6 protein-coding genes are annotated in these 6,010 nt (G+C 66.7%); 2 read left to right on the top strand and 4 right to left on the bottom strand.

Annotation, left to right across the window (positions count from 1 at the left end):
* Positions 1 to 157: 157 nt before the first annotated feature.
* Positions 158 to 499 (bottom strand): hypothetical protein, encoded by a 342-nt coding sequence (locus tag AC5P1C_RS43310; RefSeq protein ID WP_493871521.1) that lies wholly within the window; start codon positions 497 to 499, stop codon positions 158 to 160.
* A gap of 8 nt (positions 500 to 507) precedes the next feature.
* On the bottom strand, positions 508 to 1,968 hold the full coding sequence (locus AC5P1C_RS43305) for a serine/threonine-protein kinase (RefSeq protein WP_493871520.1): 1,461 nt from the start codon (positions 1,966 to 1,968) through the stop codon (positions 508 to 510).
* Between the two features lie 62 nt (positions 1,969 to 2,030).
* Between AC5P1C_RS43305 and AC5P1C_RS43300 the strand changes: the two genes are divergently transcribed.
* Positions 2,031 to 2,282, top strand: coding sequence for a hypothetical protein (locus tag AC5P1C_RS43300; RefSeq protein WP_493871519.1), 252 nt, complete (start codon positions 2,031 to 2,033; stop codon positions 2,280 to 2,282).
* A gap of 95 nt (positions 2,283 to 2,377) precedes the next feature.
* Here the strand turns inward: AC5P1C_RS43300 and AC5P1C_RS43295 are convergent, their stop codons facing one another.
* Positions 2,378 to 2,782, bottom strand: a complete 405-nt coding sequence (locus AC5P1C_RS43295; RefSeq protein WP_493871518.1) for a MerR family transcriptional regulator — start codon at positions 2,780 to 2,782, stop codon at positions 2,378 to 2,380.
* 411 nt (positions 2,783 to 3,193) lie between these two features.
* Here AC5P1C_RS43295 and AC5P1C_RS43290 point away from each other — a divergent pair, with 411 nt between their 5' ends.
* Entirely contained in the window at positions 3,194 to 4,699 is a 1,506-nt protein-coding gene (locus tag AC5P1C_RS43290) for a SulP family inorganic anion transporter (protein ID WP_493871517.1), read from the top strand.
* Between the two features lie 106 nt (positions 4,700 to 4,805).
* Here the strand turns inward: AC5P1C_RS43290 and AC5P1C_RS43285 are convergent, their stop codons facing one another.
* Positions 4,806 to 5,129 carry an ArsR/SmtB family transcription factor gene (locus AC5P1C_RS43285; protein WP_493871516.1) on the bottom strand — a complete coding sequence of 108 codons (324 nt, stop codon included), beginning with the start codon at positions 5,127 to 5,129 and terminating at the stop codon, positions 4,806 to 4,808.
* Between the last annotated feature and the right edge of the window lie 881 nt (positions 5,130 to 6,010).

Here is a 6,010-nt window from a genome sequence, read left to right as displayed (position 1 = left end):
TCGCTCAGATCTCCCCGCCCCATGCCCACAGGAACGACTCGGGCACGGAGTAGTCACATGATCGACCGGACAAGTCCCAGCCGCAGACACGTCTTCGCTGACGCCTCAACACGCCGTCGCCCTGGGGGACTTCGACGCCGCGCCTGGGCAGACAGACTCAGGGCTTTCGGCGGGCGCTTTTGAGCACTAGGCCAACGAACGCGGCGATGCTTGCTCCGAAGACTCCAGCCGCGTAGGCGGGGGCATCGTGGTCCACAAGGTACTTCGTCAGCCAGAAGACACCGGTGATGCCAGTAGAGCCCAACACGGCACCGAAGATCCGGAAGCGAACCTCCACACGGTCCATCCAGCGCCGGTGTTCGTAGTCCGCCTCAACCTGACGCAGCATCCGCTCGGCGCTTCCCTGAACAGCCGTCTCCCAAGCAGCGACCTGCTGTTCGACAGGGAGGTCCTGCCAACTGCTCCTGGATTCGGCAGCTTCCGGCTCGGGTGCGGGCATGGGTTCGCTCATCGCTCCCCCCGTCCCGCGGTGCCTGCTCCGTCCGGGGAAGGAGGGCCAAGCCGGTTGTAGGCCTCATGCAGGCACGCGTCGCGCGTCCGGGCCTCGGACAGCGCAGCGGCACGGGGTCTCAGAAAGAACACGGCGTCTGCAAAGCCGTCCAGGAAGGCAATCCCTCTTCGCGGACTGCTCCGGGCCAAGGGCAACACAGCCCCTTCGGCCTCGACGGCCTCGGCTGCCTCGTAAGTCGCCTTGCCGCGGCAGATGTTGACCACTGCCGTTGCAACGACGACCACCCCCATGCCGACGAGAAACTCTGTAATCCACCACGCTCCTTTGGGTGCCGCAAGCACGACGCTGAACAGGCAGGCCAACAACCCAATGGCATAGAGGTTCTTGCCAGACACCCCTCGCGTTGGCTCCGCGCCTGCCCACACACCCGAACCGAGTGACGCTGTGGCTGGTGCTGTGGCGGGTTGAGGCGACGCGTCAGCCGACAGGGGCGGACGGCTCGCCGATGATGCGGGAGCGGTGCTCAGAGTGGAGAGGACTGCCAGACGATTCCGGTCGATGTCAGCCACCACCGCGGGCGGGAGCCAGCCGTCGGGAGGGATCGGTTCTGGCGACGCGATGATGCCACTGCAAGACTCGATGACTCTGTCCAGAGAAGGCCGCTCCTGAGGATCCTTGGCCAGGCAGGCTCTTACCAGGTGCCGCAGGTCCTCTGGAACACCCGAAAGGTCGGGCTCTTCATGGACGATGCGGTAGAGCGTGACGTACATCGAGGTGTTGTCGCCAAATGCCGAGGCGCCGGTGGCAGCGTAGACGGCGACCAGGCCGAGAGCGAAGACGTCCGTGGCAGGTGTGATGTCATTGCCTCGGACCTGCTCGGGAGCCATGAAACCGGGCGAGCCAACGATCGCGCCAGTACGAGTGAGTGTGTTGCCGGTGACCGATTCCAGGGCGCGCGTGATGCCGAAGTCGATGACTCGTGGCCCGTCATCCGTCAGCAGGATGTTGGTCGGCGTGAGGTCTCGGTGAACAAGACCCGCACCGTGCACGGCCTGGAGCGCTTTCGCGATCCCGACGACGAGCACGGCTACGGCATTCATCGGCAGCGGCCCGAACCTGGTGACGACGTCGTGCAGTGATGGGCCAGCCACGTAGTCGGTGGCCAGCCAGGGCTGTGGGTCATCGGAGTCGCTGTCGATGACCGATGCGGCGTACAGGGTGTTGGCCCTTTGCGCCGCCTGTACCTCCTGGCGAAAGCGGAGGCGGAACTCCGGGTCGCGGGCTAGATCCTGGTGGATCAGCTTGATGGTCACCAGCCGTCCACTGGGCGTATCCGCCAGGAACACCGCCCCTGTGTCGTCCTCACCGAACCGGGCGATGATCCGATACCCGGCCACGGTGGTCGGATCGTCCGCGCGCAACGGTCGTAACGCTTGGCTTGCCTCCTCAGCGGCCACGGCACCTCCTCCTCGTACCCCTACATGCCCACTCGCGTTGCCTGCATCCATCTGACCCACCGATGAATGGAGCTGCCACGACCCGGCTGGGGCAGTTCGGCTCACCTCTGGTGTTCGGCCCGTCGATCGATGCCACCTCGATCGCCACCGGCGCCCTGATCGCTGCAGCAGGCACCGGGGGCATACTGGTCGCGCATTCCGCCCGCAGGATCCTGCCCCCGCTGAGCGACGACGTGGTGCGGATGAAGATGATCCGCGTGAGGCTCCGGTCGGTGAACAGCCTTGACCGCTCCCGATGGGAGTTGCCCGGGTAAGCGGACGGCGCTCCTGGCTCACTGACCCGGTGCACCGGCGGCTTCTGGCCGGTCAGGCCAACTGACCCACCGAGTCGCGGCCTCGGGGGGAGGTGTCAGAGGGCGGGAACGCGGGTGAGGCGTTCGCGCAGGGTGGCGGCGAACTCTTCCGCCCGCGCCAGCTGCGTACGCAGCTTCTCCACCTGCTCGGCCGCGTCCTGTTCGTAGCCGCGTACGCACTCCAGCAGGGCCTCGCGCTCGTCCGCAGCCAGCTCCTCGCCGGAGTCGAGGCGGTCGGTGGCCTCCAACAGGTCGCGCATCTGATCCAGCGTGAAACCGAGCGGCTTCATCCGACGGATCACCATCAGGCGGGCCACGTCGGCCTCGGTATAGAGACGGAAACCGCCCTGCGAGCGGGCCGAGGGGATGACCAGTCCGGTCTCCTCGTAGTGCCGGATCGTGCGCAGCGACAGCTCGGTCCGTGCGGCGACCTCGCCGATCTGCATGTGCTCGCTGCTCACGCGGGCGCCCTTCCTCTTCTGTCGCCAAGGCCACAGGCGGCCGAGGTCGATCTCTACCGTAACGTTAGGGTAGAGTAAATGATCGTCGGGTCGGTCCGCGCCGTCCCCACCTCTATGGTGCGGGATCGTTCCCGTGACCGTAGCCGTGTCGGGGCCGATGATGCCCCCGGCGAAGACCGATGCCTGCAGGAGAGAGCGTGCGCATGCCCATGATGCCCAGCGCCGCCGCCTGCCCGCCGTGACCCTTCGCCCCTGAAGCAGCGCCCGGAGCCCTCGCTCGTACCCGCTGCTGCGTTCTGAACTTCAGCCCGCCGAACGCGGGCTGCGCGGATGGTCGCCCCGGCTGTCCGGCGCCCTCCTGCACGCCCCGCAACGACGACGGGCGTGCCCGAGCACGACAGGTACCTGCTCTTGTCTACGTCCGCACTGTCCCCGGCCGCGCGGCTGCGCGGTCTGAAGCCCGAGTGGCTGAACGACCCGAAGGTCTGGCGCACCGAGATCCTGGGCGGTCTGGTAGTCGCCCTCGCGCTGATCCCCGAGGCGATCTCGTTCTCGATCATCGCGGGAGTCGACCCCGCCATCGGCCTGTTCGCGTCCTTCACGATGGCCGTGACCATTTCCATCGTCGGCGGTCGCCGCGCGATGATCTCCGCCGCGACCGGCGCCGTCGCGCTGGTGATCGCACCTCTGAACCGCGAGCACGGGCTGGGCTACCTGGTCGCCGCCGTCATCCTGGCCGGCGTCATCCAGATCATTCTCGGCGCGCTCGGTGTCGCGAAGCTGATGCGGTTCGTGCCGCGCTCGGTGATGGTCGGCTTCGTCAATGCCCTCGCCATCCTGATCTTCATGGCCCAGGTGCCCGAAATGCACGACGTACCCTGGCCCGTCTACCCGTTGATCATCGGCGGTCTCGCGCTCATGGTGTTCTTCCCGAAGGTCACCACCGTGATCCCGGCGCCACTCGTCTCCATCGTCATCCTCACTGCCATCACGGTCGCTGCCGGGATCGCTGTACCGACTGTCGGCGACAAGGGCGAGTTGCCCTCGTCGCTGCCGGTGCCGGGGCTGCCGGACGTGCCCTTCACCCTGGACACCCTCACGACCATCGCGCCCTACGCCCTCGCGATGGCGCTGGTCGGCCTGATGGAGTCCCTGATGACCGCCAAGCTCGTCGACGACATCACCGACACCCACTCCTCCAAGACGCGCGAGTCGATCGGCCAGGGCATCGCCAACATCGTGACGGGGTTCTTCGGCGGCATGGGCGGCTGCGCCATGATCGGCCAGACGATGATCAACGTGAAGGTGTCCGGGGCCCGCACCCGCCTGTCCACGTTCCTGGCCGGGTCGTTCCTGATGGTGCTGTGCATCGCCTTCGGCCCGATCGTCTCCGACATCCCGATGGCAGCGCTGGTCGCCGTGATGGTGATGGTGGCCTTCGCGACCTTCGACTGGCACTCCATCGCCCCGAAGACGCTCAAGCGGATGCCCGCCGGTGAGATCGCGGTCATGGTCATCACGGTGGCCTGTGTGGTCGCCACCGACAACCTCGCCATCGGTGTCGTCGTCGGATCCGTCACCGCGATGGTCATCTTCGCCAAGCGCGTCGCCCACCTCGCCAACGTCACCGCGGTCACTGACCCCGACGGAAGCACGGTGGTGTACTCCGTGACCGGCGAGCTGTTCTTCGCCTCCTCCAACGACCTCGTCGGCCAGTTCAAGTACGCCACCGACCCCGACAAGGTCGTCATCGATCTCACCGCCGCCCATATCTGGGATGCCTCCTCTGTCGCCGCACTCGACGCGATCGAGACCAAGTACAAGCAGCGCGGCAAGACCGTCGAGATCATCGGGCTCAACCATCCCAGCGCCCAGATCCACGAAAAGCTCAGCGGCGAACTCACCGGCAGCCACTGACCAAGCCATCGCACGCGCCAGGAAGGCCACCCCGGAATCGCACGTCCGCGGTGGCCTTCGGCGCTTCTGGGCCGGGGCGCTTCCCTAGTTGCCCCTATGAATGCCCCTATGGATGCCCCTGGTCCGCTGCCACAACGGCTTGGATCAGGCCAGGGAATCTGCGGTCCAGGTCCTCCTTGCGCAGGCGCATATACAGCCCGTTCCCCGCGTCGCGCTGATACACCAGGCCCGCCTCACGCAGCACCCGCCAGTGCCGGGTGCGACTGGACTTGCCCACCGGCAGATCGAAGGACGCGCAGAGCCGTTCCTCGTCCGGCCGTTCGGCCAGTTCAGCCACGACCCGGCGCCTGTTCTCGTCAGCTAGCGCCAAGAGGATGGGCCCCACCTCCAGGTCCTCGACCCGAGGGTGCGCCAACTCGTCTGCGGTCATCACTCCACCTCTCGACAAGGTACGCGAGGCGGCGTACCTTCCTGGAGGTACGCCACCGCGCGTACCTTACCTCTGGGGGAGCCATGCCTGCATCTACCTCACCGCGCCGCCGAGTTCTGTGGCGTCTTCGCGCGTCTTTGCGCAGGCTGCTGCTCATCGAGCACTCTCCTTTCATCTCCCTCTGACTTTCAGGCGGAGCACCCTCACTCCACCGGTACAGGGCAGCGTCCTGGCCGCTGCGGGCCTGCCGCCGGGATGACCGCCCTGTCCCTGAACATCTCGGGCCTCTATCTGGGCACGGGCGTCGCCGCAGCAGTGGGCGGTGCGGTTGTCGGCACGATCGGCGTTGCCCACGTTCCGGTGGCCCGCTGCCGCATTGATGGCGCTCGCCTTCCTCCTGTCCCCCGCCCCACCCCGCGCACCACGTGCGGCGGTGCAGACCGTTGACTCGACCCCTGCGGGTGTCTGAGGCCGCCTGAACCTCGGCGACAGAGAGTGATCCTTCTGGGCAGGTATCACCACTGGCGGGGCAGAGTCCGCATCGTGGCTGCTTCCGCGTCTCGTCCAGAAAGGGCGGACAGATCCAACGACACACCGCAACAACAGTCGCTGGATACAGAACCTTCGGGGCGTTGGCGGAGGAATTCGAGGATCTCGCGCAGGCCGCCCGGGTGTTGCTCGACCAGGACACCGGGAACTTCACCGCCGAGGCCGCGAAGCTCCTTGAGTACGGAGGGGTCGATCTCCTCGTCATCGGGTCGATCTCCTCGCCATGGACCGCGTCCACTTGGCGAGGGGCTGACCGGGGGGGGTGCCCCTATGAATTTGGTCAAGGGGTTGGGGTGGGCTGAGGTTGGTAGAAGGTCCCGTCGCGGAGCATG

It is taken from the genome of Streptomyces sp. A18 (assembly GCF_059026065.1).
The sequence above is the reverse complement of the archived record's forward strand: the minus strand, read 5'-3'. Positions and strand labels throughout refer to the sequence as shown.

Coding starts and splice junctions, on each gene's coding strand:
- AC5P1C_RS43310 (WP_493871521.1), bottom strand. CDS start 499: ATGCCCGCACCCGAGCCGGAAGCTGCCGAATCCAGGAGCAGTTGGCAG.
- AC5P1C_RS43300 (WP_493871519.1), top strand. CDS start 2,031: ATGAATGGAGCTGCCACGACCCGGCTGGGGCAGTTCGGCTCACCTCTG.
- AC5P1C_RS43285 (WP_493871516.1), bottom strand. CDS start 5,129: ATGACCGCAGACGAGTTGGCGCACCCTCGGGTCGAGGACCTGGAGGTG.